The organism is Plantibacter sp. Leaf314 (assembly GCF_001423185.1).
Classification (GTDB): domain Bacteria; phylum Actinomycetota; class Actinomycetes; order Actinomycetales; family Microbacteriaceae; genus Plantibacter.
Genome location: NZ_LMOB01000002.1, coordinates 417,105 through 440,104, shown reverse-complemented (window position 1 = coordinate 440,104; position 23,000 = coordinate 417,105). Strand labels below are relative to the sequence as shown.

The following is a 23,000-nucleotide window of genomic DNA, read 5'->3' as shown; positions in this document are numbered from 1 at the left end:
TGGGCGAACGGACCGGGGTCAGACGAGGAGCTGGTGCTTCGCGAGCTCCCGGTAGAGCGGCACCTCGGTGACGAGCTCACTGTGCGTGCCGACCCCGACGACGCGACCCTCGTCGAGGACGACGATCTGGTCGCTGTCGACGACCGTCGAGAGGCGGTGGGCGATCACGATGAGCGTGCGCCCCGTGGCGACCGCGTCGATGGCCTCGCGCATCATCTGCTCGTTCACGCCGTCGAGACTGGACGTCGACTCGTCCAGCAGCAGGATGGGAGGGGCCGCGAGGATGGCCCGTGCGATCGCGAGCCGCTGACGCTCGCCACCGGAGAGCATGATGCCGTCCTCGCCGACGGGAGCCGACAGGCCGAGCGGGTTGCGGTCGAGCACGGCACCCAGGTTGACCGCGTGCAGCACCCGGACGCAGTCGGCGTCGTCGGCGTCCGGCGAGGACAACAGCAGGTTGTCGCGCAGCGTGCCGGCGAGCACCGGGGCGTCCTGCTCCACGTAGCCGATCTGGTGCCGGAGCTCGGTCCGGGGGATGATGCGGATGTCGACACCACCGAGGCGGATGGCGCCCGCGGTCGGGTCGTAGAAACGCTCGATGAGGCCGAGGATGGTGCTCTTGCCGGCACCGGAGGGCCCGACGAGCGCGGTCCGTCTGCCCTGCGGCACCTCGAAGGAGACGCCGCGGAGCACCTGGCGGCCGAGGGCGGACTGCGCCTCCGTGAGCCGGGCGGCGTCGGCGGCGACGGTCTCCGAGGGCGCCGAAGCGTCATCCGAGACCGTGGCTGCCAGCGCCTCCGCAGCCGCACGTTCCCGCTCGATGACTGCGGCATCCGGGTAGGCGAACACCACCTCGTCGAACGCGATGGCGGGGGCGTCGGCGGTGGCGGAACCGGCACGGGTGACGCGCGCGGCGATCGCCGCGTCGTCGTCGCCCTCGTCGGGGAGGTCGAGGATCTCCTGGATCCGGCCGAGGGCGCCGAGGGCCTGGTTGACGCTGGTGATCGCGCCGAAGGCCTGACCGAGCGGCATGATCATCATGAACAGGAACAGGATGAATGCGACGAGGCTCGCGATCGTGATCGTGCCCGACGCGACCCGGAAACCGCCGACCCCGAGCACCACGAGGAACGAGGTCTGCATGGCGATGCCCGCGACCGGGACCACCAGCGAGGAGATCTTCGCGATCCGGACACCGACGCCGTAGGCCTCCTTCGCGACGCCGTCCACCGCATGGATCTCACGGTCGGTGGCGTTGGACGCGCGGATGGTGCGGATGGAGCTGATCCCGCGCTCGACGGCGGCGGCGAGGTCGCCCACCTTCGTCTGCTGTTCGCGGCTCGCCACGCGGATCCGACCGCTGAGGGCGACGACGACGACGACCGAGACGATCACGACGAGCAGGGTGAGCCCGAGGAGGACGGGATCGATGATCGCCATCGCGATGAGCGCCCCGAGGAAGGTGATGGCGCCGCCGACGGCGTCGACGAAGCCCTGGGTGAGCACGGCGTAGAGCATCGTCGTGTCGCTGCCGACGCGGGAGACGAGGTCGCCGGTGCGGCGCGTGTCGAACTGGCTGATCGGGAGTCGGAAGATGCGGGCGATGAGCTGGCGGCGGGACGAGTAGACGACCCCGGTGCCGGCCCGCTGCAGGAGGTAGTGCTGGTACCCGCTGATGACGCCGGAGACCACGACGAGCCCGACGAGCAGCCAGGCGAGGTTGCCGAGCGACCTGCCGGCCTCGACGACGCCGATGACCTGGCTCACGATGAGCGGTTGGGCCAGGGAGGCCGCAGCCCCGATGACGCTCAAGATGATGACCACGACGAGGATCGAGCGGTGCTCGAAGATGTACGGCATGAGCTGCTTGAGGCTCGCGCGCGGACCGTCGTCCTTCGGCCGGCTGAACGGACTGCGGCTGCGTGCGGGGCGCGCTGGGGTGCTCATGGTGCTCTTCCTCTGAGGTGCGGTGCGCGGGCTCGGAGACGTCCATGGCGACGGCGCACCGTCCTCCAACTCTAAGCGACCGCCGCCGATGCCCGGGCCGCAACCGATGCACCGAGGGCCGGTGCGCGGAGGACTGCTCCGTGCACCGGCCCACGGTGAGGCGACCGGGGTCAGGCGTCGATGTCGACGTCCTTCGTCTCCTTCGAGACGATCAGCGCCGTGAGGGTGATGGCGGCCATGACCGACAGGTAGACGCCGACCCAGAAGGGGCTCCCGCCACCGGCGCTCCAGAGCGCGACCGCGATGAACGGTGCGACGGCCGCACCGAGGATGGACGACACGTTGTACGAGATGCCGGAGCCCGTGTACCGGACGTTCGTGGGGAACAGCTCGGGGAGGAGCGCGCCCATCGGACCGAAGGTGAAGCCCATGAGGCTGAAGCCGATGATCAGCCAGATCATCACCCCGGTGAACCCGGCGTCGAGGAGCGGCACCCACACGAGCCCGAACACGAGGATCGCGCTGGTCACCACGATGAGCGTCTTGCGTCGGCCGTACTTGTCGGCGAACGGGCCCGAGACGAGGGTGAAGATCCCGAAGAACACGACGCCGGCGATGAGCATGAGCACGAACGTCGTGTAGCTGTAGCCGAGACCGGCGACGGGGGCGTCGACCGGGGCCCGGCCGTAGCTCAGGGAGAACGTCGTCATCAGGTAGAAGAGCACGTAGGTGGCGAGCATGAAGAACGTGCCGAGGAGGAGCTTGCGCCAGTGGAGCTTGACGACGCTGGCGAGCGGTGACCGCTGGACCTTGCCCTGTTCCTTCGCGGTCGTGAACGCGTTGCTCTCGACGAGTCGCAGGCGCACCCACAGGCCGACGATCACCATGACGACGGAGAAGAGGAACGGGATCCGCCAGCCCCACTCGAGGAAGGCCTCGGACGGCATCGACGGGTCGTCACTCGGCAGGATCGCCGCGATGATGAGGAAGAGGCCGTTCGCGATGATGAAGCCGATCGGCGCCCCCAGCTGGGGGAACGTGCCGAACAGGGCCCGCTTGCCCTTCGGGGCGTTCTCGGTCGCGACGAGCGCCGCGCCGGACCACTCGCCGCCGAGGGCGAAGCCCTGGCCGATGCGGAGGATCACGAGGAGCAGTGGTGCGACCCAGCCGACGAGCTGGTACGTCGGGAGGAGCCCGATGAGGAAGGTCGCGATGCCCATGGTGAGCAGCGCTCCGACGAGGGTCGCCTTCCGGCCGCGCTTGTCGCCGAGGTGGCCGAAGATGACGGCACCGACCGGGCGGGCGACCATGGCCGCGCCGAACACGGCGAACGAGGCGAGGAGACCCGCCGTGGGGTCCTCACTCGGGAAGAAGAGGTGGGGGAAGACGAGGACGGCGGCCGTCGCGTAGACGTAGAAGTCGTAGAACTCGATCGTCGTGCCGATGAGGCTGGCGAGGACGACTCGGGATCGCGGATTGACCGGGGCCTTGGTGACTGGTGTTGCTTCGAGAGACATGCGTGCGCGTTTTCGGTTCGGGGATGGGTGCCGTCGAAGCATCAGCACCGGTCGCGCACGCCCGCCGACGACGGCAGGATCAGAGGATGTCCCGCTTGTGGCAGGACCATGACACTGTACGCCGAACGGCGGCGTTCCGGTACTAGGATCCCGCTGACCGGGTGCCGTGGTACGGGGACGCCGCCGTTCGGCGGTGCTGAGGGGTCAGCCGCGGAGCTCGCGGAGGATGACGGCGGTCGCCACGGCGGCGTCCGCGGCCTCAGCGCCCTTGTCCTCCTTCGAACCGGGGAGGCCGGCGCGGTCGAGCCCCTGCTTCTCGTCGTCGAGGGTGAGGAGTCCGAAACCGATGGGCTTGCCGGTCTGGACACTGACCTGGGTGAGACCGCTCGTGGCGGCGTCGGAGACGTACTCGAAGTGCGGGGTGCCGCCACGGATGATGACGCCGAGCGCGACGACCGCGTCGGCACCACCCTCGAGGGCCGCCTTGGCGACCACCGGGAGTTCGAAGCTGCCGGGGACGCGGACGAGTCGGTGGCCGGCGCCGCTGGCGTCGAGCGCTTTCACGGCGCCGGCGATGAGCCCGTCCGTGATGGTCTCGTGCCAGGTGCCGGCCACGATGACGATGTCGAGGCCGGTGCCGTCGACGCTGATGGTGGGTGATCCTTCGCCGCTCATGCGGGCTCCTGTCGTCGTTCCCGAACGGATCGGGGCTGCTGGTGTGGTGTTCCCCGAGGCTGTCGAGGGGCTGGTCGGGCTACTGGTGCGGTTCCGGTTCGAGGTCGAACCCGATGCTGTGTCCCATGCGGTCGCGCTTCGTCTCGAGGTAGCCCTCGTTGTACAGACCGACGCCGACCACGAGCGGGACGCGCTCGCTCACGGCGATGCCGTGGTTGGTGAGCTGCCGCTCCTTCTCGGGGTTGTTCGAGAGCAGGCGGACGGAGGTGATCCCGAGGTCCGTCAGGATGGCGCTCGCCGCGGTGTAGTCGCGGGCGTCGGCAGGCAGCCCGAGTGCCAGGTTGGCGTCGAGCGTGTCGAGGCCGTCCTCCTGGAGTCGGTAGGCGCGCAGCTTGTTGATGAGTCCGATCCCGCGACCCTCGTGTCCGCGCAGGTAGACCACGACACCGCCGTGACGCTGGATGGTGTCGAGGGCGCTGTCGAGCTGGGGTCCGCACTCGCACTTGAGCGAGCCGAACGCCTCACCCGTGAGGCACTCCGAGTGGACGCGGACGAGCGCGCCGGTGGCCTGCGGGTCGCCGGCGATGATGGCGAGGTGGTCGGCACCGGTGCGGCGGTCGCGGTAGGCGCGGAGCCGGAAGGAGCCGTGCGTCGTCGGGACGGTCGTCTCCACTTCGAACGACACGTTCGAGGACTCGGGGATGGTCGCCTGGTTCGCGCGTTCCTCGGCGCACACGGCGGCCGCGTCGGGGTTGCCCTCGAGGAAGGCGACGAGCGCCGCGATCGTGGTGACCAGCACGCCCTCCTGCTCACCGAGCGCGATGAGGCCGGGCAACCGCATCATCTCGCCGTCGTCCGCGACGATCTCGGAGATCGCACCGACGGGGACGAGACCGGCGAGCTTCAGCAGGTCGACGGCGGCTTCGGTGTGTCCGTCGCGCTCGCGCACGCCGCCGTCGACGGCACGGAGCGGGACGATGTGTCCGGGCCGCGAGAGGTTCGCCGGCACGGAGGCCGGGTCCGCGAGCACCCGGAGGGTGTGGGCGCGGTCGGCGGCGCTGATGCCGGTGCTGAGGCGGTCGGCGGCGTCGACCGTGACCGTGTAGGCGGTGCCTCTGGCGTCCTCGTTCACGGCCACCATGGGCGGAAGGGCGAGTCGGTCCGCGATCTCGTTCGTCATCGGGGCGCAGATGAAGCCGGAGGAGTGCTTGACCGTCCAGGCGATCCACTCCTGCGTCGCGGATTCGGCGGCCAGGATGACGTCGCCCTCGTTCTCGCGCCCCTCGTCGTCGGCCACGATGACGGGTCGACCCTGACGGAGCGCCTCGAGGGCCTCAGGGATGCTGGCGATGCTCATGCGTTGCCCCTTTCGGTGGCGGTCGTGGCGAGCGGGTCCGCGGTGCGCGGCTCCGCGTCGGCACTGCTGGGGAGGTCGATTCCGGCACGGTGACGGTAGGCGAGCATCCGCTCGACGTGGCGCGCCAGGATGTCGGTCTCGAGGTTCACGTGGTCGCCGGGGATGCGGTCACCGAGGGTCGTCGCCGTGAGCGTCTCGGGGATGAGCGAGACCTCGAACCACTGCTCGGCGGCGTCGGGTCCGCTGACCGCGCTGACGGTGAGGGAGACGCCGTCGACGGTGATGGACCCCTTGTCGACCACGAGCGGAGCGAGGTCGTCCGGCAGGGAGATCCGGACGATCCGCCACGCGTCTCCCGGGACGGTGCTGACGATGGTGCCGGTGCCGTCGACGTGGCCCTGCACGATGTGGCCGCCCAGGCGGTCGCCGACGCGTGCGGCGCGCTCGAGGTTGACGGCGCTGCCGACGGTGGCGCCGTCGAGCATGCTCATGGCGAGGGTCTGCGCCATGACGTCGGCGGTGAAGGTGTCGGCGGTCTGCTCGACGACGGTGAGACACACCCCGCTCACCGCGATCGAGTCGCCGTGGCGGGTGCCCTCGAGGACGACCGGACCCTGGACGGTGAACCGGGCGGACGCCTCGCCGTGGTCGATGGCGACGATGGTGCCGCGTGCTTCAACGATGCCCGTGAACATGGCTTGGTCCGTTCTCTGGGTGCGACACGGTGTGGCCGGCTGGAACCGACTCGACCGAGTGGAGGGTGGGGGTCGTGATGATGAGGAGGTCGTCACCGAGGTGTTCGACACCGACGGGTTCGAGGCGGATCGCGTCTCGGATGGTCTCCACGCCGAGGTCGCCGATCGCGAGTCGAGGGCCGCCGAGGAGGACCGGCGCGAGGTAGGTCAGGACGGTGTCGACGAGCCCTGCCCGGAGGAAGGCGGTGGCGACGGTCGGACCGCCCTCGACGAACACGCTGCGGACTCCCGTGCTGCGGAGCTCGGTGAGGAGCGCCGCCGGGTCGTGTCCGTGGTGCAGGATCGCCGCTCGGGGGTGGCGGTGCACCGCTGCGCCGGCGGGGATGGCGCGGTCGCCCATGACGACGGGGACCGGTTGTTCCGGGAGGAGGGTCCCGTCCGCGTGCCGTGCGGTGAGGCTCGGGTCGTCCGCGAGGACGGTGCCGGTGCCGACGAGGATCGCGTCGTGCGCCGCACGGCGTCGGTGCACGTCGATCCGTGCGGCCTCGCCGGTGATCCACCGGCTGGTGCCGTCGTTCGCCGCGATCCGGCCGTCGAGGGTCGAGGCCCACTTCACGGTGACCAGCGGGCGTCCGAGACGGGCCACGGTGAGCCAGTCGTCGAGGAAGGCCTCGGCCTCGTCGGCGAGTACACCGGAGACGACCGCCACGCCCGCGGCCCTCAGCCGTTCGGCGCCCCCGCCGGAATGATGGCCGGGGTCGTCGACGGCGAACACGACGCGGTCGACGCCGGCCTCGATCAGCGCGACGGCGCAGGGGCCGGTCCGTCCGGTGTGGTTGCAGGGTTCCAGCGTGATGACGGCGGTGGTGCCGCGAGCCGCCCCCGGCGCGAGCCGGGAGAGTGCGTCGACCTCCGCGTGAGCGGTGCCGGCACCGCGGTGCCAGCCCTCGGCGAGGACGGTTCCGTCGGCGTCGAGGATGACGCATCCGACGCGTGGGTTCACGCCGCGGGCCGGCCCGTTCGCGGCGAGTTCGAGCGCGCGCAGCATCGCCTGCTGTTCGCGGCTCGTCGCCGTGGGTGTCGCGGGTCCTGCGTCCATCGGTCCGTCTTCTCGGTCGGTACTGACACGGAATCCGGGGTCGCGGGCAGGTGCTCGCAGGCGTCGACCATCGGCCGACGCCCGTGCCTCCTTCCATCCGGACTCGAACGCCGCCTGCGAGCAGACGCGTTCATAACCGTCGGTCCTGGAGTTCCACCAGGTCAACCGGGCATCGCTTGCGCGTTGCACGGGTCGCGGACTATCACCGCCGGTTCGGACTCTCACCGACCCCGGAGCACGTTACGTGTTGTCGAGTCTAGGTCAACGGGCTGAGTGGCCGCCCTATTCCCGGCTCGGATGACGCCCTGTTGCCGGGCTCCGTCCTGCGGGGTGGTCGCCCTCAGCGCTGGGCGTCGTGCTGGTCGATGGCCGCACGCGCGGTGCCCTCGTCGACCACGAGGTCGGAGATGAGCCCGCCGGCCAGTGCGCCGAGGAGCGGCGGGACCTTGGCCGCTCCGGCGACCACGCAGATCCGGCGGGAGACGCCGCGCAACACGTCGAGGTCCGGTCCGGACGCGCGGTTGTTGAAGGGGATGTCCCGCCACGAGCCGTCGGCGCGGAAGAACACCGTGGCGACGTCACCGACCGCGCCGGCGCTCGCGAGCGCCTCGAAGTCGCTGTCGTCGAGGTAGCCGCCGACGTACACGTGGCTCGGCACCCCCGAGAGCTGCGATCCGAGCCCGAAGAGCGCGACGTCCATCCGCCGCTGGATCTCGAGCACCCGGCGGATGCTGCGCTCCCGCCAGAGCGCGAGCTTCGTCGCCGGGTCGTCGAAGAACGCGGGCACGGCGAACTGCTGCGCATAGGCGCCGTACGCGTCCGCGTAGCGGTGGAGGATCTCGCTCGCGTAGAGGATGCCGGAGGTCCGGGTGTTGGCCGCGCCGTTCAGCTGGACGATCTGCGAGTTGTGGGTCCGCTTCGGTGTGAGGTGGCGCGCGACGGCGCTCACGGTCGACCCCCATGCCAGACCGAGCGTCATGTTCGAGTCGAACACGGAGCCGAGAAAACGTGCAGCCGAGAGGGCGACGCGTTCCAGGCGGTCGATGTCGCTCGTGTGGTCGGGGACGGGGACGATGTGGGCGGTCACCCCGAACCGGTCGCGGAACTCCGCCTCGAGCCGCGAGGGCATGTCGTGCGGCGACCGGACCTGGATGTCGACGAGCCCGCTCTCCCGCGCGTATCCGAGCAGGCGCGACACCGACGACCGCGAGGTGTGGAGCTCCTGGGCGATGGCCTCCATGGTCAGGTCCTGCACGTAGTACAGCTGTGCCGCGCGGAGCGCCTCAGCCGTCCGGTCCGGCTGGCTGAGCGCGTCTGCGAGCGACATCGGGTCTCCTTGCACGTTTGTTCACTAGGGCTGTTCAGAGTTGCAGGTGCTGTCACGATGTATTCAGTCACATCATTCAGCGGCGCGCAAACCCGGCGGCGTCGCGTTCCAACCGCGAAGAAGCGAGGCATCTCATGTCCCTCAAGTCGTCAGCTCCCCGTCCGACCGTCCAGTCCGTCATCGACCGCCCGCAGGCGTCGGTCCTCATCGTCGGCGGCGGCATCAACGGCATCGCGACCTTCCGCGACCTCGCCCTCCAGGGCGTCGACGTCACGCTCGTGGAGCGCAACGACTGGGCCTCCGGTGCCTCGGCCGCGTCGAGCCACATGATCCACGGCGGCATCCGCTACCTGGAGAACGGCGAGTTCCGTCTCGTCCAGGAGTCGGTGCAGGAGCGCAACGGGCTGATCAAGATCGCCCCGCACTACGTGAAGCCGCTCGAGACCACGGTCCCGATCTTCTCGACCTTCTCCGGCATCCTCTCCGCGCCGCTGCGCTTCCTCACGCACAAGCAGGGCAAGCCCCAGGAGCGTGGTGCGCTGCTCATCAAGGTGGGCCTCACCGCCTACGACTCCTTCTCTCGCGACGGCGGCAGCGTCCCGCGCCACCGCTTCCACGGCCGGAAGAAGTCGCTCGCCGACCTGCCGAAGATGAACCCGGGTCTCAAGTACACGGCGACCTACTACGACGCCTCCATGCACGACCCGGAGCGCCTCGCGCTCGACGTGCTCATGGACGGTCTCGCCGCCGGACCGCACGCCCGCGCCGTCAACTACGTCGAAGCGGTCGGCATGGGAGCGGATGGCGTCGAGCTGCGCGACACCGTCACCGGCCAGACCTTCACCGTCGCGAGCGACGTCGTCGTCAACACCTCCGGTCCCTGGACCGACCTGACGAACGCCGGCCTCGGCGAGCCGACCACGTACATGGGCGGCACCAAGGGCTCGCACATCGTGCTCGACAACCCGGAGCTCTACGCCGCCACCAAGGGCCGCGAGATCTTCTTCGAGCACGAGGACGGCCGGATCGTCCTCATCTACCCGCTCAAGGGCAAGGTCATGGTCGGAACGACCGACATCGAGGCCGACCCGAGCACGCCGAGCGTCTGCACGGAGGAGGAGGTCGACTACTTCTTCGACCTCGTCAAGCACGTCTTCCCGACCATCGCGACCTCGCGCGAGCAGATCGTCTACCGGTTCTCCGGCATCCGCCCGCTGCCGAAGCACGACGACGAGGCCCCCGGTTTCGTGTCGCGCGACTACCGGATCGAGCGACGCACGGCCGCTGCACGTCCGTCCACGACCGTCTTCAGCCTCGTCGGCGGCAAGTGGACCACCTTCCGGGCGCTCGCCGAGCACCTCGCGGGCGACGTGCTGCAGGTCATCGGCGCCCCGCGTCCGGTCGAGACCCTCGGGCTCGCGATCGGTGGCGGCGCCGGGTTCCCCCGCACCGACTCCGCGACGCGCACCTGGGTGGCGGCACACGAGGACGGTGTCGGCGTGCAGCGCGCCGAGCATCTCCTGCACCGTTACGGCACGAAGGCCGCAGCGCTCCTGGAGCACCTGGCCGAGCACGGAGACGACCGACTGCAGGGCGCGGCCGACTACAGCGTGCAGGAGCTCGAGTACCTCGTCGAGCAGGAGCAGGTCGTGCACCTGTCGGACGTGCTGCACCGCCGGACGAGCCTCGCGTTCACCGGCTCGCTGACGGCCGCGCTCGTCGACGAACTGGCCCGCGTCGTGGGCGGCGTCCTCGGTTGGGACGACGCCGAGCGCACGGCCGAGATCGAGGCGGCGCTCGACCGGCTGCGCGACGCGCACCAGGTCGACCTGCGCCTCGGCACGAGCCAGGAGGCCCCGGCGTTCTCATAATGCACGAACGTGCAGGCAAGGGCCTTGTCCTGTGCAAGGCCAGCTGACTACCTTACAAACAACTGGTCAGTGAAACCCTCGCCCGGTGGGGGCTCGCGCGCAGGCGCAGCCCCCGTCGGGGACCACACCTATGAAAGGTCAATGAAGACATGAACCTCGGAACCATCTTCCTCTCCGAGACCGTGGGGACGGCGATGCTCGTCCTCCTCGGTACCGGTGTGGTCGCCACGGCGATCCTCACGAAATCCAAAGGTCTGGGTGGCGGCTGGCTGCTCATCAACTTCGGTTGGGGCCTCGCGGTGTTCGCCGGTGTCACGGTGTCCTACGCCTCGGGCGGACACCTGAACCCCGCCGTCACCATCGGCTTCCTCACCACCGGGTCGATCGACTTCGTCACGGCGCTCGTCTACTGGGCGGCGCAGATGGTCGGTGCCTTCATCGGTGCCGTGCTCACCTACTTCGCCTTCAAGCAGCACTTCGACCAGGAGGAGGACCCGGGCAAGAAGCTCGGTGTCTTCTCCACCGGCCCCGAGATCCGCAGCTACGGCTGGAACCTCGTCACCGAGGTCATCGCGACCTTCGTCCTCGTCTTCGTCGTGATGTCCTTCGGCAAGACCGGACCCGACGCCGTGGTCATCGAGGGCGTCCCTGGAGGACTCGCCGCCTTGGGCGCCCTGCCGGTGGCCCTGCTCGTCGTCGGTATCGGTGCCTCACTCGGTGGCCCGACCGGCTACGCGATCAACCCCGCCCGTGACCTCGGCCCGCGCATCGCCCACGCCCTCCTCCCCATCAAGGGCAAGGGCAAGAGCGACTGGTCGTACGCCTGGGTGCCGGTCGTCGGCCCCCTCCTCGGTGGTGTCCTCGCCGCGCTCGCCTCGATGGTGCTCCTCCCGGCCGTCTGACCTGACGCCGCGACGGTGCGCTGACGCGGCCGTCGCGGCACCCCGGGGTACCGGTTCCGGTGCCTCACCTCGTAACGCATGCAACGAAGGAGTATCCAATGGCGGACTACGTCATCGCAATCGACCAGGGGACGACGAGTTCCCGGGCCATCATCTTCGACAAGAGCGGATCGATCGTCTCGACGGGCCAGCTCGAGCACGAGCAGATCTTCCCGAAGGCCGGCTGGGTCGAGCACAACCCGAACCAGATCTGGAACAACACCCGCGAGGTCATCGGCCAGGCGCTCAGCAAGGCCAACATCACCCGGCACGCCATCGCGGCGATCGGCATCACGAACCAGCGCGAGACCGCGGTCGTGTGGGACAAGACCACCGGTCAGCCCGTCTACAACGCGATCGTCTGGCAGGACACCCGCACGCAGGACATCGTCAACCGCCTCGCGAAGGACGGCGGGGTCGAGCGGTTCAAGAAGACCGTCGGCCTGCCGCTGGCGACCTACTTCTCCGGCACGAAGATCGTCTGGATCCTCGAGAACGTCGAGGGTGCGCGCGAGAAGGCCGAGGCGGGCGACCTCCTCTTCGGCACGACCGACAGCTGGGTCATCTGGAACCTCACCGGCGGTGTGAACGGCGGCGTGCACGTCACCGACGTCACCAACGCCTCGCGCACGCTCTTCATGGACCTCGAGACCCTGCAGTGGGACGACGATATCCTCAAGGCGTTCGGCGTCCCGAAGTCGATGCTCCCGGAGATCAAGAGCTCCTCCGAGATCTACGGCCACGCATCCGACGACAGCCTCCTCCGCGAGACGCCGATCGCCGGCATCCTCGGCGACCAGCAGGCGGCGACCTTCGGTCAGGCCGCCTTCCAGCAGGGCGAGGCCAAGAACACCTACGGCACCGGTAACTTCATCATCTTCAACACCGGTGAGGAGATCGTCCACTCCGAGAACGGTCTGTTGACGACGCTCGGCTACAAGCTCGGCGACGCGAAGCCGCACTACGCGCTCGAGGGGTCGATCGCGGTGACCGGTTCGCTCGTGCAGTGGCTGCGCGACAACCTCGGCATGTTCTCTTCCGCTCCCGAGGTCGAGGCGCTCGCCAAGACCGTCGAGGACAACGGTGGCGCCTACTTCGTGCCGGCGTTCTCCGGGCTGTTCGCGCCGTACTGGCGCCCGGACGCCCGCGGTGCGCTCGTCGGGCTCACCCGCTACGTCAACAAGGGCCACATCGCTCGTGCCGCCCTCGAGTCGACCGCGTTCCAGACGGCCGAGGTCATCGACGCCGTCAACGCCGACTCGGGTGTCCCGCTGACGGAGCTCAAGGTCGACGGCGGCATGACCGCCAACGACACGCTCATGCAGTTCCAGGCCGACATCCTCGGCGTGCCGGTCATCCGTCCGGTGGTCGCCGAGACCACCGCCCTCGGTGCCGCATACGCCGCAGGCCTCGCCGTCGGCTTCTGGTCCGACCTCGACGACCTCGCGAAGAACTGGCAGGAGGACAAGCGCTGGGAGCCCAACATGGACTCCGAGGAGCGCGACCGCCTCTACCGCAACTGGAAGAAGGCCGTCACGAAGACCTTCGACTGGGTCGACGACGACGTGCAGTAGTCCCGACCGACCGGAACGGCCCGTCCTCCTCGTGGAGGACGGGCCGTTCCGTCGTTGGTCGTTCGCCCGAACAGAAGCGAACGGAGCGGGGTCAGGCGCGGCGGAGGAGTCCGACGCGGTCGTAGACCTCGGCGAGGGTCTGCTCGGCCACCTCGGAGGCGCGAGCCGCGTTGACGGCGAGCAGGCGGTCGAGTTCGGCCGGGTCGTCGAGGAGTTCCAGTGCCCGCGCGCGCACCGGTTCCAGTTCGCCGACGACCACCTCGGCCAGGCCCTTCTTGAGATCGCCGTAGCCGCGGCCCTCGAACTCGCCGACGACGGACTCGATGGGGGAGCCGGTGATCGCGGAGTAGATGCTCAGCAGGTTCGAGACCCCGGGCTTCTCCTGGGCGTCGAAGGCGATGACGCCGTCGGTGTCGGTCACGGCGCGCATGATCTTCTTCTGCGTGACCTTCGGCTCGTCGAGCAACCAGACGATCCCGGCCGGGGTCTCCGCCGACTTCGACATCTTCGACGTCGGGTTCTGGAGGTCGTAGATGCGCGCGGACTCCTTCTGGATCTGCGCCTTCGGCACGACGAAGGTCTCACCGAACCGACTGTTGAAGCGCTCGGCGAGGTCGCGCGTGAGTTCGATGTGCTGCCGCTGGTCGTCGCCGACCGGCACGATGTCCGTCTGGTAGAGCAGGATGTCGGCGGCCATGAGGATCGGGTACGCGAAGAGCCCGACCGAGGAGGCGTCGCGGCCGTGCTTGGCCGACTTGTCCTTGAACTGCGTCATGCGCGCGGCTTCACCCATGCCGGTGATGGTGTTGAGCACCCAGGCCAGCTGGGCGTGCGCGGGCACGTGCGACTGCACGTACAGCGTCGAGACCGAGGGGTCGATGCCCGCGGCGATGTACTGGGCGGCCGTCCGGCGGGTCTTCTCGCGCAGCTCGGCGGGGTCCTGCGGCACCGTGATGGCGTGGAGGTCGACGATGCTGAAGAAGGCGTCGTGTTCCTGCTGCATCTGCTTCCACTGCAGCAGGGCACCGATGTAGTTGCCGAGGTGGAGGGAGTCGGCGGAGGGCTGCATACCGGAGTAGAGGCGTGGCTTGGTCATGTGGATTCTCGCAGAGGGGTGAGCGGCCGGAGCCGGTGGCACGGGGTGATGGGTGGCGCGGTGCCGGTGGTCAGAGGGAGTAGTCGACGACGACGGGGGCGTGGTCGGACCATCGCTGGTCGTACGCCGCCGCACGGTCGATCGTGTAGCCGGACGCCCGGGCGGCGAGCTCCGGGGTGGCGAGCTGGTAGTCGATGCGCCAGCCGGTGTCGGTGTCGAAGGCCTGGCCGCGCTGCGACCACCAGGTGTAGGGCCCGGGGACCTGGCCCGCGGCCTGGCGCCCGACGTCGACCCAGCCGAGGCCGGTCCCGGTCACGCCGTCGACACCCGTGACCGTCTCGCCGTCCGGGCCGAGGTAGCGGTCGAAGTAGGAGCGTTCGGCGGGCAGGAAGCCGGCACGCTTCACGTTGCCCTTCCAGTTCTTGATGTCGAGTTCGGTGTGGCCGACGTTGAGGTCGCCGACGACGAGCGACAGCGGGTTGTGCTCGCGCAACGCTGGCAGCCGCTCGAGCATCGCCTCGAGGAAGCGGAACTTCTCGACCTGCTTGGGGGTGTCGACCTCGCCGGAGTGCACGTAGGTGCTCACGACGGTGACGAGGGTGCCGTCGACGTCGAAGTCGGCCTCGATCCAGCGACCGGCGCTGTCGAAGTCGTCGTCGCCGAGGGTGACGCGGTGGATCCCGGCCGAACGGCGGCTGACGATGGCGACGCCGGCGCGTCCCTTGGCGGTCGCGGCGTCGTGGAGGATGTTCCACTCGGGGCCGAACAGGCCTTCGAGGTCGCTCGTCGCGGCGCGGACCTCCTGCAGGGCGAGGATGTCGACCCCGCGGTGCTCGAGCCAGTCGCCCATGCCCTTCCGGAAGGCCGCGCGGACTCCGTTGACGTTGACACTGGCGATGCGGAGGGGTGCAGACATGCCTCCAGCTTAGTCGCGAGGGCTGACAACGCTCCGGCCCGGAGACCGTCAGGAGCGACGGCGGTGGGGCGGGACGGGGCCGTCCGTCACGGGGCCGCCGGAGCCTGCTCCCTGCTGTCGGTCGACCTCGGCCACGGCCTCCTCGGCGCGGTGCAGGCGCCGTCGGGCGAACCAGACCGCCGGGCCCTTCGCACGTCGGCGGGCGTCCCGTGCCTCGCGCAGTTCGACCTCGGCGAGGAGGCGTCTGGCGGCGGCCTCCTCGGCTGCCTGTTCCTCGGGCGTCGTCGTCCGGACGTTGACGCCCTGGTCCTCGAGGCCGACGGCGATCCACGACGCGGAGAGGAGGATCACGCGGCTCACGAGGTTGAACCACAGCATCAGACCGATGAAGACCGCGAAGGTCGCGAGGAGCGGGTTCCGGGAGGCGCCGGCGATCACCGCGCTGCTCGCGACGCTCAGGAGCGAGAGGACGAGACTGCCGAGGAGCGCGCCCCCGAAGAGGTTCCGCCACGGGATCCTGATGCGGCTGAGCACCCGGTACATCGCGCCGAGCGTGACGAGGTTGACGACCACCGCGACGACGAGGCCCACCATGCGACTCCCGGCCGTCAGCCAGAAGGTGCCGTCGAGTCCGACGAGCGACAGCAGCCAGCTCAGTGCCTGGGTGCTGGCCACCGAAAGGGTCGCCGACACGAGGAGCAGGACGCCGAAGGCGAGGGCGAGGACGAGGTCGACGACCTTCAACAGGAAGAAGCTCGCCGCGACCTTCGGCAGCGCGAAGATCGATCTGACGGCCTGCCGCGTGTAGTACAGCCACCCGATCGCCGTCCAGATGAGACCGACCGCGGCGATGACGCCCGTCCAGCCGAGGAGGGAGGCGCTCGAGAGCTGTTCCTCGGCGATGATCCCCTCGCCGTCCCTGCCGATGAGTCCGGGGACCGCGCGGTTGATGATCTCCACGAGGGCTTGGAAGACCTCGGCGTTGTTCCCGAGCCAGATGCCGGTGATCGCGAAGCCGACGTACACGGCGGCGAACACGGCGAACACGGCCTGGAAGCTGATGCCCGCGGCGAGCAGGTTCCCGTCCATGTCGAGGTAGCGCTGGACGACCCGGTACGGTTTCAGCCGCATCACCCAGGTCGTGGCGCGTTCCGCGCGCGCCGCCGGCGGGGCCAGCCGGCGGACGAGGGGGTTCTCGCTCCGCTGGATCCACTGGAACACGAGTGGCGGCGGGGTCTGTTGGAGCGTGCGGCGGGGGAGTGGCGTCCGCTCGTCGTCGTCGTGACCGTCAGCGTCGGTGGCGTCCTTCGTGGAGGCGCGCGGACTGGTCACCCTGCCAGCCTACAAGCGGCCGCACCGCCTCGTCGGCTGCCCGCACGACGGCCCGTCGGCAGGCACCGACGGCCTCCTGGTCGCCGTCGGGCGGTGCACTAGGGTCGAACCATGCGCGAGGCGGAGGGGCGACGCACCTTCACCGGGACCGGAGTCGGACGCGGCGTCGTCGCCGGACCGGTGCTCCGTATGCCGGAGCCACTCGCCGAGCCGTCCGCCGATCCCTTCCACGGCGACATCGGGCGGGAACAGGCCAGGGCTGCCCAGGCGCTCATCGACACGCGGGCCGAGCTCGAAGCGAGAGCCCGTCGGGCCGGGGGCCACGCCCAGGACGTCCTCGAGGCGCAGGCGGTCATGGCCGACGACCCGGCGCTCGCCGAGGAGGTGGCGGCCCGGATCGCCGCCGGGCGGACCGCCGAACGCGCGGTCTTCGAAGCCTTGGCGACCGTGCAGCAGGTCCTTTTCAACCTCGGTGAGCCGATGGCGGCGCGGGCGACCGATGTCGGAGACGTGTCGCAGCGCGTCATCGCGCGGCTGCTCGGTCGCCCCGTCCCCGGCCCGCCGGATTCGGACGAGCCGTTCGTCCTCGTCGCGGCGGACCTCGCGCCGGCCGATGCCGCGCTCCTCGACCTCGACCTGGTCCTCGCGCTCGTCACCAGTGGCGGATCGGCCACCTCGCACACGGCCATCCTGGCGCGGGAGCAGTCCCTCATCGCCGTGGTGGGCGTCGCCGGGGCGGAACAGTTCGAGGACGGTGAGATCCTCCTCGTCGACGCCGGAGCGGGCGTCGTCACCGGCTCGCCGACCACGCGTGAGGTGCGGTCGGCCAGGTCCACCGCGGCGGCGCGGGTGCGCGTCTCGCCGCGGTCACCGGGAGAACTCGCCGACGGGACACCGGTGCCGCTGCTCGCGAACCTCGGCTCGGTCGACGCGGCGGCCGGTGCGCTGGCCCTCGGTGCCGAAGGGGTCGGGCTGTTCCGCACCGAACTCCTCTTCCTCGACCGTTCCGAGGCGCCGGGCGTCGCCGAGCAGGCGCAGCGGTACGGCGAACTGCTCGCCGCGTTCCCCGGCAGGCGCGTGATCGTGCGGGTCTTCGACGCCGGTGCCGACAAACCGCTCGCCTTCCTCGGCCCGGACGGCGTCGAACCGAACCCGGCGCTCGGCGTCCGAGGGCTGCGGGCCCTGCGCGCCCGCGAGGGGGTGCTCCGCGATCAGTTGACGGCGCTCGCCCTCGCGCAGGACGCCTCGGATGCGGAGCTCTGGGTGATGGCGCCGATGGTGGCCGACCTTCCCGAGGCGGCCGCGTTCGTCACGCTCGCGAAGCGTCTCGGGCTGCGGACGGTCGGGGTGATGATCGAGGTCCCGTCGAGCGCGCTGCTGGCGGCGCAGATCCTCGGCGTCGCCGACTTCGTGAGCATCGGGACCAACGACCTCACGCAGTACACGCTCGCGGCCGACCGCCTGTCCGCACCACTCGGCTCGTACCAGGACCCGTGGCATCCGGCGGTGCTGCGTCTCGTCAAACTCGTCGGCGACGCCGGACTCGCCTCGGGGCGCTCCATCGGGGTGTGCGGCGAGGCCGCTGCGGACCCCCTGCTCGCGGTCGTGCTCGTCGGGCTGGGGGCGACGAGCCTGTCGGTCGCGCCTGCAGCGCTCGGCGAGGTGCGCACCGAACTGCGGCGCTACACGCTCGAGGCCGCACGCGCCATGGCCGTGGACGCGTTGAGCGCCGCGTCACCGGCCGAAGCCAGAGCCGCCGCGCTGGCCTGACTCGCTCGACGACACGTCGCCATGCACGAACACGTCCGGCCCAGCGCGATGCGCTGGGCCGGACGGACGAACGGGGTGCGGGCTAGGAGACCTTGCCCGAGATCATGGCCTGCTTGACCTCGGCGATCGCCTGGGTCACCTGGATGCCACGAGGGCAGGCCTCGGTGCAGTTGAAGGTGGTGCGGCAACGCCACACCCCCTCCTGGTCGTTGAGGATGTCGAGGCGCACCTGCGAGGCGTCGTCGCGCGAGTCGAAGATGAAGCGGTGCGCGTTGACGATCGCCGCCGGGCCGAAGTACTGGCCGTCGGTCCAGAACACCGGGCACGACGAGGTGCAGGCGGCGCAGAGGATGCACTTGGTGGTGTCGTCGAACCGGGCACGCTCGGCGACCGACTGCACCCGCTCCTTGTTCTTCTCCGCGGGCTTGCCCGGGATGAGGAACGGCTGCACCTCGCGGAACGACGCGAAGAAGGGGTCCATGTCGACGACGAGGTCCTTCTCGAGCGGCAGTCCCTTGATCGCCTCGACGTAGATCGGCTTCGAGATGTCGAGGTCCTTGATCAGCGTCTTGCAGGCGAGTCGGTTGCGGCCGTTGATCCGCATGGCGTCGGAGCCGCAGATGCCGTGGGCGCACGAACGACGGAAGGTGAGCGTGCCGTCCTGCTCCCACTTGATCTTGTGCAGCGCGTCCAGGATCCGGTCCGTCGGGAACATCTCGACGTCGAAGTCCTCCCAGCGCGGCTCGGCGTCCACGTCCGGGTCGAACCGACGGATGATCAGGGTGACCGTGAAGGACTGGATCTCCTCGGGGGCCGCGGCCGGCGGGTTCTCGAGCGTTGCAGTGCTCATCGCTAGTACTTCCTCTCCATCGGCTGGTACCGCGTGATGACCACAGGCTTCCAGTCGAGCCGGATGTGGTCGGCGGCGTCGGACGAGTGCGGGTCGCCCGACAGGTACGCCATCGTGTGCTGCATGTAGTTCTCGTCGTCGCGCTTCGGGAAGTCGTCGCGCATGTGGCCGCCGCGACTCTCCTTGCGGTTCCGCGCGGAGTACACGACGACCTCGGCGAGGTCGAGCAGGAAGCCGAGCTCGATCGCCTCGAGGAGGTCGGTGTTGAACCGCTTGCCCTTGTCCTGGACGGCGATGTTCTGGTACCGCTCGCGCAGGTTGTGGATGGTCGCGGTGACCCCGGCGAGCGACTCGTCGGTGCGGAACACCTGCGCGTTGCGGTCCATCTCCTCCTGGAGCTCCTTGCGGATCGTCGAGATCCGCTCGGTGCCGTTGGAGTTCCGCATCTGCTCGACGAGACCGGCGACGAAGCCGGCCGGGTTCTCGGGCAGCGGGGTGAAGTCGATGTTCTGGACGTACTCGACCGCGTTGTTGCCGGCGCGCTTCCCGAACACGTTGATGTCGAGCAGCGAGTTCGTGCCGAGGCGGTTGGAGCCGTGAACGGACACGCAGGCGCACTCGCCGGCGGCGTAGAGGCCGGGGACGACGGTGTTGTTGTCGCTCAGCACCTCGGCCTTGACGTTCGTCGGGATGCCGCCCATCGCGTAGTGCGCGGTCGGCATGACCGGCACCGGCTCGGTCACCGGGTCGACACCGAGGTAGGTGCGGGCGAACTCGGTGATGTCGGGGAGCTTGGTCTCGAGGACCTCGGCACCGAGGTGCGTGCAGTCGAGGTAGACGTAGTCCTTGTTGGGCCCGGCGCCGCGGCCCTCCGCGACCTCCTGGACCATGCATCGCGCGACGATGTCGCGGGGTGCGAGGTCCTTGATGGTGGGGGCGTAGCGCTCCATGAAGCGTTCGCCGCTCGCGTTGCGGAGGATCGCACCCTCGCCTCGGGCACCCTCGGTGAGGAGGATGCCGAGACCGGCCAGGCCGGTGGGGTGGAACTGGAAGAACTCCATGTCCTCGAGCGGGAGGCCCTTGCGCCAGATGATCCCGACGCCGTCGCCCGTGAGGGTGTGCGCGTTCGAGGTCGTCTTGTAGATCTTGCCGAAGCCGCCGGTCGCGAAGATGATCGCCTTCGCCTGGAAGACGTGGATCTCGCCGGTGGAGAGCTCGTACGCGACGATGCCGGACGGCTTGTCGACGCCGTCGACGTTGGTCATGATGAGGTCGAGCGCGTAGTACTCGTTGAAGAAGTTGATGCCGAGCTTGACGCAGTTCTGGAACAGCGTCTGCAGGATCATGTGGCCGGTGCGGTCGGCCGCGTAACAGGCACGGCGGACCGGAGCCTTGCCGTGGTCGCGCGTGTGCCCGCCGAAGCGGCGCTGGTCGATCTTGCCCTCCGGCGTGCGGTTGAAGGGCAGGCCCATGTTCTCGAGGTCGATGACCGCGTCGATGGCCTCCTTCGCGAGGATCTCAGCGGCGTCCTGGTCGACGAGGTAGTCGCCACCCTTGATCGTGTCGAAGGTGTGCCACTCCCAGCTGTCCTCCTCGACGTTGGCCAACGCCGCCGCCATGCCGCCCTGCGCGGCACCCGTGTGGGAACGCGTCGGGTACAGCTTGGAGATGACCGCGGTCTTCGCCCCTGGACCGGCCTCGATCGCTGCGCGCATGCCGGCACCGCCGGCACCCACGATCACGATGTCGAACTGGTGGTAGTGGATGCCGTCGATGACGGTGGACTCGGTGGTTTCTGTAGTCACGGTTTCCGTTGCTCGGTCTCGGTTGCTCAGTTGGCGGGGCAGAACGACGCGAGCAGGTCTGCCGGTGCGCCGGCGGGGCACGGGTCGAAGGTGAAGACGACCAGGGTCCCGAGGATGATGAGGATGCTGACGGCGGCGAGGATCGCGACCTTGAGCACGCCGCGGATCGTGCGACCCGTCGCGTAGTCGTTCACGATCGTGCGCATGCCGTTGCCGCCGTGGATGAGCGCCAGCCACAGCATGGCGACGTCCCACCACTGCCAGAACGGGTTCGACAGCTTGCCGCCGACGAACGCGAAGTCGATGGCCTTGATGCCGTCGCCGACCATGAGGTTGACGAACAGGTGTCCGAAGATGAGGACCAGGAGGATCACGCCGGAGACGCGCATGTAGATCCAGCCCCACTTCTCCCAGTTGACGCCCTTGCGGCGCGCGGGACGTGCGGGGGTGCGGGGAGCGGCGATCGTCGTCATCAGTGGCCCATCTCGCTGAACACGTTGATCAGGTGGCGCGGCGTGAAGCCCAGCATCGTGACGACCCAGAGGCCGATGACGATCCAGAACATCGGGCGCTGGAACCTCGTGCCCTTCGACCAGAAGTCGATGAGGATGATCCGGATGCCGTTGTACGCGTGGTACGTGATCGCCGCGACCAGGGCGACTTCGCCGAGGCCCATGATCGGGTTCTTGTACGTGCCGATGACGGCGTTGTACGCCTCAGGCGAGACCCGCACCAGCGCGGTGTCGAGGACGTGCACGAGGAGGAAGAAGAAGATGGCGACGCCGGTGATCCGGTGGAGCACCCACGACCACATGCCTTCACGGCCCCGATACAGGGTGCCGGCCGGGCGTTTGGATGTCGTGGATTCCAACGGTGACGTTCGCGTGAGACTCGCGGTCACGAGGTCCTCCCTGATATTCGCTATCTGCGGCAGATCGTTCTGCCGTGCGGGGGTTGTTGCCTGCCGTGCGTCGAATCGGCGCGCTGACCCCAAGTGTAGGCGCGAGACGCGTCGTTCCGCCGCTAAGGCTGGCCTAACTGTCTCGATGACGAGAGAGTCGCGCCACCCGCTCGACACCCGACGGACGGCTGCCGTTCACAACCAGTTCCGTCGTTTGAAGACCTTGTAGAGGATCACGCTGGTCGTGGCCATGAGCGCGAGCGCCATCGGGTATCCGAACCACCACGACAGCTCGGGCATGTGGGTGAAGTTCATGCCGTAGATGCCCGCGATGAGGCTCGGGCCGAAGAGGATGGCCGCCCAGGAGGAGATCTTCTTCACCTCGTCCCCCTGCTTGAGGCTCGCCTCCGTCATCTTGGCCATCTCCTCGTTCTGGCGCTGTCCGACGAGCGTGCTGTTGACGGTCAGGATGTCGCGGAGGAGCTCTCGGTAGGCGTCGATGCGCTGGTTCACGCTCGTCAGGTGGTCGGCGACGTCGCGGAGACCGCGCTGCAGCTCGTCGGCGACGCCGTACTTCGCACTGCCCTGCTCGAGCGACTGCATGACGTCGCTCAGCGGGTGGGTGGCGCGTTCGAAGGCGATGACCTCCCGGGAGAGTTGGTAGATGCGTCGCGACACCTGCGACTCGCCGACGAACACCTGCTCCTCGATCTCGTCGATGTCGTTGGAGAGTCCGGCCACGACCGGGCCGTACCCGTCCACGACGGCGTCGATGATGGCGTAGAGGATCGCCTGCGGTCCGTAGGCGAGGAGCTCATGCTCCTGCTCCATGCGGGCGCGTACATGAGAGAGGTCGGGGGACTCCGCGTGCCGGAGGGTGATCACGAAGTTCGGGCCGACGAAGACGTGCAACTCGCCGAACTCGACGGACTCGGTCTCGTCGATGTAGTTGGCGGCTCGGAGGACGACGAAGAGGACGTCGTCGTACCGCTCGATCTTCGGCCGCTGATGGGCCGTGATCGCGTCCTCCACGGCGAGCGGGTGGAGCCCGAACTCCGCCGCCAGGATGCCGAGCTCGCCTGCGTCGGGTCGGTAGAGCCCGATCCACGCGACACCCTCCGGCGTCTCGTGGAGTGCCCGGAAGGTGTCCTCCAAGGACGTGAGGGTGGAGCTGCGGGATCCGTGACGGTAGATGCAGGCGTTGACGATGCTGTTCCGGCCGTCGAGGTCGGCGGGGTCGGGCGGGCCGACGGGCGGTGGGGGAGTCTGCTTGCTGCCGAAGGACGGGATCGGGATCCCGAGGACGTTGCGTCCAGCCATGCGCGTA

At 69.3% G+C, this 23,000-nt stretch carries 19 protein-coding genes; 4 read left to right on the top strand and 15 right to left on the bottom strand.

What is annotated here, in order from left to right; translation table 11 throughout:
* Positions 1–18 precede the first annotated feature (18 nt).
* From ASF68_RS15225 to ASF68_RS15195, 7 genes are all read right to left on the bottom strand, one after another.
* Complete coding sequence (locus tag ASF68_RS15225; protein ID WP_056012962.1) at positions 19–1,947, bottom strand: ABC transporter ATP-binding protein; 1,929 nt, start codon at positions 1,945–1,947, stop codon at positions 19–21.
* A 170-nt stretch (positions 1,948–2,117) separates the two neighbouring features.
* Complete coding sequence (locus ASF68_RS15220) at positions 2,118–3,464, bottom strand: MFS transporter (RefSeq protein ID WP_056012961.1); 1,347 nt, start codon at positions 3,462–3,464, stop codon at positions 2,118–2,120.
* A 204-nt stretch (positions 3,465–3,668) separates the two neighbouring features.
* A complete protein-coding gene (ribH, locus tag ASF68_RS15215) occupies positions 3,669–4,139 on the bottom strand; it encodes a 6,7-dimethyl-8-ribityllumazine synthase (protein ID WP_056012958.1) in 471 nt (156 codons plus the stop codon).
* Positions 4,140–4,218: 79 nt separating this feature from the next.
* On the bottom strand, positions 4,219–5,496 hold the full coding sequence (locus tag ASF68_RS15210; RefSeq protein ID WP_056012955.1) for a bifunctional 3,4-dihydroxy-2-butanone-4-phosphate synthase/GTP cyclohydrolase II: 1,278 nt from the start codon (positions 5,494–5,496) through the stop codon (positions 4,219–4,221).
* Entirely contained in the window at positions 5,493–6,191 is a 699-nt protein-coding gene (locus tag ASF68_RS15205) for a riboflavin synthase (RefSeq protein WP_056012952.1), read from the bottom strand. Before ASF68_RS15205 ends, ASF68_RS15210 begins: the two co-directional genes overlap by 4 nt.
* The gene (gene ribD, locus ASF68_RS15200) at positions 6,172–7,290 is read right to left on the bottom strand and encodes a bifunctional diaminohydroxyphosphoribosylaminopyrimidine deaminase/5-amino-6-(5-phosphoribosylamino)uracil reductase RibD (RefSeq protein WP_235526839.1); all 1,119 of its coding nucleotides are present in this window, start codon (positions 7,288–7,290) and stop codon (positions 6,172–6,174) included. The genes ASF68_RS15205 and ribD overlap by 20 nt, the downstream gene beginning before the upstream one ends.
* Positions 7,291–7,630: 340 nt before the next feature.
* Positions 7,631–8,617 carry a sugar-binding transcriptional regulator gene (locus ASF68_RS15195; protein WP_056012949.1) on the bottom strand — a complete coding sequence of 329 codons (987 nt, stop codon included), beginning with the start codon at positions 8,615–8,617 and terminating at the stop codon, positions 7,631–7,633.
* A gap of 134 nt (positions 8,618–8,751) precedes the next feature.
* Between ASF68_RS15195 and ASF68_RS15190 the strand changes: the two genes are divergently transcribed.
* The 3 genes from ASF68_RS15190 (at position 8,752) to glpK (ending at position 13,003) form a co-directional block, all read left to right on the top strand.
* On the top strand, positions 8,752–10,488 hold the full coding sequence (locus tag ASF68_RS15190) for a glycerol-3-phosphate dehydrogenase/oxidase (protein ID WP_056012946.1): 1,737 nt from the start codon (positions 8,752–8,754) through the stop codon (positions 10,486–10,488).
* 149 nt (positions 10,489–10,637) lie between these two features.
* Positions 10,638–11,390: an MIP/aquaporin family protein gene (locus ASF68_RS15185; protein WP_082456118.1), complete on the top strand. Its 753-nt coding sequence runs from the start codon at positions 10,638–10,640 to the stop codon at positions 11,388–11,390.
* A 98-nt stretch (positions 11,391–11,488) separates the two neighbouring features.
* Positions 11,489–13,003, top strand: coding sequence for a glycerol kinase GlpK (glpK, locus tag ASF68_RS15180; RefSeq protein ID WP_056012944.1), 1,515 nt, complete (start codon positions 11,489–11,491; stop codon positions 13,001–13,003).
* Between the two features lie 91 nt (positions 13,004–13,094).
* Here glpK and trpS read toward each other — a convergent pair whose 3' ends face one another.
* From trpS to ASF68_RS15165, 3 genes are all read right to left on the bottom strand, one after another.
* Positions 13,095–14,099, bottom strand: coding sequence for a tryptophan--tRNA ligase (gene trpS, locus ASF68_RS15175; RefSeq protein ID WP_082456119.1), 1,005 nt, complete (start codon positions 14,097–14,099; stop codon positions 13,095–13,097).
* A gap of 70 nt (positions 14,100–14,169) precedes the next feature.
* Complete coding sequence (locus ASF68_RS15170) at positions 14,170–15,015, bottom strand: exodeoxyribonuclease III (protein WP_056012940.1); 846 nt, start codon at positions 15,013–15,015, stop codon at positions 14,170–14,172.
* Positions 15,016–15,063: 48 nt separating this feature from the next.
* Complete coding sequence (locus ASF68_RS15165; RefSeq protein ID WP_056012937.1) at positions 15,064–16,347, bottom strand: YihY/virulence factor BrkB family protein; 1,284 nt, start codon at positions 16,345–16,347, stop codon at positions 15,064–15,066.
* A gap of 111 nt (positions 16,348–16,458) precedes the next feature.
* Between ASF68_RS15165 and ptsP the strand changes: the two genes are divergently transcribed.
* Positions 16,459–18,117, top strand: a complete 1,659-nt coding sequence (ptsP, locus tag ASF68_RS15160) for a phosphoenolpyruvate--protein phosphotransferase (protein ID WP_056012934.1) — start codon at positions 16,459–16,461, stop codon at positions 18,115–18,117.
* Positions 18,118–18,199: 82 nt separating this feature from the next.
* On the opposite strand, the gene ASF68_RS15155 is transcribed toward ptsP, so the two are convergent.
* From ASF68_RS15155 to corA, 5 genes are all read right to left on the bottom strand, one after another.
* Positions 18,200–18,967, bottom strand: coding sequence for a succinate dehydrogenase iron-sulfur subunit (locus ASF68_RS15155; protein ID WP_056012929.1), 768 nt, complete (start codon positions 18,965–18,967; stop codon positions 18,200–18,202).
* Between the two features lie 2 nt (positions 18,968–18,969).
* Positions 18,970–20,772 (bottom strand): succinate dehydrogenase flavoprotein subunit, encoded by a 1,803-nt coding sequence (gene sdhA / locus ASF68_RS15150; protein WP_056012926.1) that lies wholly within the window; start codon positions 20,770–20,772, stop codon positions 18,970–18,972.
* Positions 20,773–20,798: 26 nt separating this feature from the next.
* Entirely contained in the window at positions 20,799–21,245 is a 447-nt protein-coding gene (locus ASF68_RS15145) for a succinate dehydrogenase hydrophobic membrane anchor subunit (protein ID WP_056012923.1), read from the bottom strand.
* A complete protein-coding gene (sdhC, locus tag ASF68_RS15140; protein WP_255353633.1) occupies positions 21,245–21,673 on the bottom strand; it encodes a succinate dehydrogenase, cytochrome b556 subunit in 429 nt (142 codons plus the stop codon). The genes ASF68_RS15145 and sdhC overlap by 1 nt, the downstream gene beginning before the upstream one ends.
* 195 nt (positions 21,674–21,868) lie before the next feature.
* Positions 21,869–22,993, bottom strand: coding sequence for a magnesium/cobalt transporter CorA (gene corA, locus ASF68_RS15135; RefSeq protein ID WP_056012918.1), 1,125 nt, complete (start codon positions 22,991–22,993; stop codon positions 21,869–21,871).
* Between the last annotated feature and the right edge of the window lie 7 nt (positions 22,994–23,000).

Coding starts and splice junctions, on each gene's coding strand:
- ASF68_RS15225 (WP_056012962.1), bottom strand. CDS start 1,947: ATGAGCACCCCAGCGCGCCCCGCACGCAGCCGCAGTCCGTTCAGCCGG.
- ASF68_RS15220 (WP_056012961.1), bottom strand. CDS start 3,464: ATGTCTCTCGAAGCAACACCAGTCACCAAGGCCCCGGTCAATCCGCGA.
- ribH (WP_056012958.1), bottom strand. CDS start 4,139: ATGAGCGGCGAAGGATCACCCACCATCAGCGTCGACGGCACCGGCCTC.
- ASF68_RS15210 (WP_056012955.1), bottom strand. CDS start 5,496: ATGAGCATCGCCAGCATCCCTGAGGCCCTCGAGGCGCTCCGTCAGGGT.
- ASF68_RS15205 (WP_056012952.1), bottom strand. CDS start 6,191: ATGTTCACGGGCATCGTTGAAGCACGCGGCACCATCGTCGCCATCGAC.
- ribD (WP_235526839.1), bottom strand. CDS start 7,290: ATGGACGCAGGACCCGCGACACCCACGGCGACGAGCCGCGAACAGCAG.
- ASF68_RS15195 (WP_056012949.1), bottom strand. CDS start 8,617: ATGTCGCTCGCAGACGCGCTCAGCCAGCCGGACCGGACGGCTGAGGCG.
- ASF68_RS15190 (WP_056012946.1), top strand. CDS start 8,752: ATGTCCCTCAAGTCGTCAGCTCCCCGTCCGACCGTCCAGTCCGTCATC.
- ASF68_RS15185 (WP_082456118.1), top strand. CDS start 10,638: ATGAACCTCGGAACCATCTTCCTCTCCGAGACCGTGGGGACGGCGATG.
- glpK (WP_056012944.1), top strand. CDS start 11,489: ATGGCGGACTACGTCATCGCAATCGACCAGGGGACGACGAGTTCCCGG.
- trpS (WP_082456119.1), bottom strand. CDS start 14,099: ATGACCAAGCCACGCCTCTACTCCGGTATGCAGCCCTCCGCCGACTCC.
- ASF68_RS15170 (WP_056012940.1), bottom strand. CDS start 15,015: ATGTCTGCACCCCTCCGCATCGCCAGTGTCAACGTCAACGGAGTCCGC.
- ptsP (WP_056012934.1), top strand. CDS start 16,459: ATGCGCGAGGCGGAGGGGCGACGCACCTTCACCGGGACCGGAGTCGGA.
- ASF68_RS15155 (WP_056012929.1), bottom strand. CDS start 18,967: ATGAGCACTGCAACGCTCGAGAACCCGCCGGCCGCGGCCCCCGAGGAG.
- ASF68_RS15145 (WP_056012923.1), bottom strand. CDS start 21,245: ATGACGACGATCGCCGCTCCCCGCACCCCCGCACGTCCCGCGCGCCGC.
- corA (WP_056012918.1), bottom strand. CDS start 22,993: ATGGCTGGACGCAACGTCCTCGGGATCCCGATCCCGTCCTTCGGCAGC.